The 3,898-nt window shown below is 65.5% G+C and carries 4 protein-coding genes; 1 reads left to right on the top strand and 3 read right to left on the bottom strand.

Going from position 1 to position 3,898, the window contains the following annotated elements:
- On the bottom strand, positions 1-164 hold a 164-nt coding region (gene rpmB, locus Q7O19_RS13250), incomplete at its 3' end, for a 50S ribosomal protein L28 (RefSeq protein ID WP_303810961.1).
- 307 nt (positions 165-471) lie between these two features.
- Here rpmB and Q7O19_RS13245 point away from each other — a divergent pair.
- Positions 472-750, top strand: a complete 279-nt coding sequence (locus Q7O19_RS13245; RefSeq protein ID WP_029131493.1) for a YciI family protein — start codon at positions 472-474, stop codon at positions 748-750.
- Here the strand turns inward: Q7O19_RS13245 and ptsP are convergent.
- Together ptsP and Q7O19_RS13235 are read right to left on the bottom strand one after the other, a co-directional pair.
- Entirely contained in the window at positions 747-3,008 is a 2,262-nt protein-coding gene (ptsP, locus tag Q7O19_RS13240) for a phosphoenolpyruvate--protein phosphotransferase (RefSeq protein WP_303810960.1), read from the bottom strand. The two genes, Q7O19_RS13245 and ptsP, sit on opposite strands and share 4 nt — an antisense overlap.
- The coding region (locus Q7O19_RS13235; protein ID WP_303810959.1) for a nitronate monooxygenase family protein at positions 3,008-3,898 on the bottom strand (891 nt) is incomplete at its 5' end. The genes Q7O19_RS13235 and ptsP, both read right to left, overlap by 1 nt.

Genomic DNA, 3,898 nt, shown 5'->3' with positions numbered 1-3,898 from the left:
CCGTTCATCGACACGCGCAGACGCACGCCCTTGCCCAGCGCATCAGAGATCAGCGTCACGTTCTGCAGGTTGGGCAGAAAGGTGCGCTTGGTCTTGTTGTTGGCGTGGGACACGTTGTGGCCAACCTGGCGGCCCTTGGCGGTCAATTCGCAAACGCGCGACATCGTTCAATCCTGTCATCAAGAATTTCGGAAATGCCAGCCCGTACGGACCAGCAACAGACCGGCGTGCATAGCGGAGGGGCGCTGCGGCGTCAACTGTTGCGCGGCCTTTCCCCTCGGCAGCCCGGCCATTTCAGCGCCTTGGCCAACGCCGTTTGCGGCAGGCCGGGCCGGGTCGCCGCGAATCGCCGCCAGGCACGCGCCCGGTTCAGGCCGCCTCCAATCGGGCACATGGCCCTTTTCTCACCGCTTTTGCCGGGATAGACCAAAATCAACGGTGGCGAATCAACGGCGCCGGCAGGTTCGATTCATGCCCTGGTTTGCCATTCATTGCATCGACAAGCCCGACAGCGCCGAACTGCGTGTGCAAACGCGGTCCGATCATCTGGCCCATATCAACGCCTTCAAGGATCAGGTGCTGGTTGGTGGGCCGCTTTTGCGTCCCGATGGCCGGGCGATGGGCAGCCTGCTGATCATGGAATTCGATGATCGCGATGCGGCGATCGCCTTTGCCAATGCCGATCCCTATCACCTGGCCGGGTTGTTCGAGAGCCGGTCGGTGACCAATTGGCACAAGGTGCTGCCCTAGAAGCTGAGCCCCTGCCGCTTCGCCGCGCTCGACAGCTCGGCGCGGATATTGACCCCCGGCTTGGCCAGCCACTCCTGCATGGCCTGCGACAGCGGCTCCAGCGCCGCCGAACGGATCATCGCCTTGATCGGACCAATTCCGGCCGGCGTGATGGAAAGGCGCTCGACACCGAGCGCGATCAGCGCCAGCGCCTCAAGCGGGCGCCCGCCCATTTCACCGCACACGGTCACCGGCACATCATGCTCGGCGGCGGCGCACACCACGCGGCGGATGACGCGCAGGATGGCGGGTGACAGCCAGTCATAGCGGTCGGCCAGGCGGGGATTGGCTCTGTCGGCGGCGAACAGGAATTGCGTCAGGTCGTTGGTGCCGATCGACACGAAATCGGTCATCGGCAGCAGCAGGTCGAGCTGCTCGATTAGGGCCGGCACCTCGATCATGGCGCCGTACTGAATCTCGGTGGGCACGGCGTGGCCGGTGCTGGCCAGCCGTTCGCGTTGCTGTTCCACCAGCGCACGGGCTTCGGCGAATTCCCAGGGTTCGGACACCATCGGGAACATCACGTTCAAGGTGCGGCCGGCCGCGGCTTCGAGCAGGGCGCGGGCCTGCACCTTCATCAGGCCGGAGCGGCCGAGCGCCAGCCGCAGGGCGCGCCAGCCCATCGCCGGGTTTTCGTCTTCCTCGTCGCCGTCGATATAGGGCACCGCCTTGTCGCCGCCGATATCGACGGTGCGGAACACCACCGGCTTGTCGCCCGCGGCTTCCAGCACGCCGCGATACAGGCTCTGCTGGCGTTCGCGGCGGGGCAGGGTGGCCGAAACCAGGAACTGGAATTCGGTGCGGAACAGCCCGATGCCATCGGCGCCGGCCAGCGGAATCGCGGCGGCATCATCGAGCAGGCCGGCGTTCATGTAGAGGGCGATTGAACGGCCGTCCTTGGAAATGGCCGGCAGATCACGCACCTTGGCCCATTGTTCGGCCTGGCGCGCTTTCAGCGCCCGCATCGCCTGGTAGGATTTGATCGTGGCTGCCGTCGGCCGGATCAGCAGCGCATTGTTGCCGGCGTCGACGATCAGTTCATCGCCGTCATTCACGTTGGCAAACAGCTGATCGACGCGGCCAAGCACGGGCACGCCCATGGCGCGGGCCACGATGATGACGTGCGCCGTCAGGCTGCCTTCTTCCAGCACCACGCCTTTCAGGTGGCGCTTGTCATATTCCAGCAGTTCGGCTGGGCCGAGATTGCGGGCGATCAATATGGCATCGCCGGTGATGCCCAACTGCGCTGCCGTGCCCAATTGGCCGGAAAGGGTGCGCAGCAGCCGGTTGGCGAGATCATCGAGATCGGTGAGCCGTTCCTTGAGGTACGGATCGTCGATCGATCGCATGCGCAGCCGGTTGCGCGATTGCACCCGTTCCACGGCGGCTTCGGCGGTGAGGCCGGTTTCGATCGCCTCGTTGATGCGCCGCGCCCAGCCTTCATCATAGGCAAACATCTTGTAGGTTTCGAGAATTTCGTGGTGATCGGTGCCGGCAACGAATTCGGATCGGCCCATCATGTCGTCGATCTGGGTGCGCATGCGGGCAAAGGCATCAACCAGCCGCACGCCTTCGGCATCGACATCGTCGGCCACCGTGTGTTCCACCACCACGCGCGGCTGGTGAAACACCGCCACGCCGTGGGCGAGGCCATCAACCAGCTTCAAGCCGTTCAACCGCGACGGCCCAGAGTTTGCCGCGCGCATGCGGGCGGCCTGGGCATCATCCACCAGCCCGGCGCCGTGGATGAGTTCGGAAAGCACCATGCCCACGGTTTGCAGCGCTTCGATTTCCACCTCGGCATAATCGCGCGGTTCGCGGTGCTGCACGGCGAGCACGCCGATGGCGGCTTCGCGGCGGAGGATCGGCACGCCGCAGAAACTGTGGAAATCATCTTCGCCGGGTTCCGGGCGATAGGCGAAATCGGGGTGGGCCTTGGCTTCGGCCAATGCCAGCGGTTCGCGGCGGGCGGCGATATTGCCGACCAGGCCCTGACCCATGGAAAGCCGGGTGACGTGCACGGCCGATTGCGCCAGGCCTTGCGTGGCAAACAGTTCCAGCACGCCATCGCGCAGCAGATAGATGGAAGCGACCTCGCTGCCCAGTTCGGCCGCCACCAGCTTCACCACCTGGTTCAGCTTCACCTGCGCCGCCGCCTTGCCGGCCATCACATCGTGAAGGCGGCGCAGTATCTCGCGGGCGGCGTTGACCTGGGCCATCAGGCAGCGGCCTCTCTGACGGTCCGGCGGGACAGGGCGGCTTCTGCGTCGCTGGTGAGTTCCGCGATGATCTCGGCCACCGGCTGCACGCTGGTGACCATACCCACCGATTGCCCGGCCATCAGGCTGCCGCCTTCGATATCGCCATCCACCACGGCGCGGCGCAGGGCGCCGGCCCAATAATGTTCGATGGCCAGTTGCCCGGCCGCCAGATCCATCTCGCCGCGATCAACGGCGGCGGCGACTTCGCGCTGGCGTTCGTTGAAGGCCTCGCTGCCAGCGTTCTTCAGGGCGCGCACCGGGATCACCGGCAGGCGCGGATCGATCTGTACGCTCGACAGCGCGTCGCGAGCCGAAGCGCGGACGAACGCCGCCTTGAACTTGTCGTGCGCCACGCTTTCGGCTGCAGCGGCAAAACGTGTGCCAAGTTGCACGCCCGAAGCGCCCATTTCCAGATAGGCGGCGATGGCATTGCCGCGCCCGATGCCGCCAGCGACGAACACCGGCACATCGGTGATCACCGGCAGGATTTCCTGCGCCAGCACGGTGAGCGACACTGGGCCGATATGGCCGCCGGCTTCCGAACCTTCGATGATGATGGCATCGACGCCCGACCGCACCTGCTTCTTCGCCAGCGCGGCGGTGGGCGCAAAGCACATCAGCTTGGCGCCAAAGCCCTTGATCTTGGCAATCGCCGCGCCCGATGGCAGGCCGCCGGCCAGCACGACATGGCTCACGCCCTGCCGGCCGCAGATATCGATCAGTTCATCCAGCTGTGGGTGCAGGGTGATCAGGTTGACGCCGAACGGTTTGCTGGTGAGCGCCCGTGTCGCGATGATTTCGGCTTCAAGGATGGCCGGCGGCATCGCCCCGCACGCCAGCACGCCGAA

It is taken from the genome of Sandarakinorhabdus limnophila DSM 17366, from assembly GCF_945882885.1.
Lineage (GTDB): Bacteria > Pseudomonadota > Alphaproteobacteria > Sphingomonadales > Sphingomonadaceae > Sandarakinorhabdus > Sandarakinorhabdus limnophila_A.
The sequence above is the reverse complement of the archived record's forward strand: the minus strand, read 5'-3'. Positions and strand labels throughout refer to the sequence as shown.

Bases quoted from the DNA above. Each gene is read 5' to 3' on its own strand.
- Q7O19_RS13245 (WP_029131493.1), top strand. From the start codon at position 472: ATGCCCTGGTTTGCCATTCATTGCATCGACAAGCCCGACAGCGCCGAA.
- ptsP (WP_303810960.1), bottom strand. From the start codon at position 3,008: ATGGCCCAGGTCAACGCCGCCCGCGAGATACTGCGCCGCCTTCACGAT.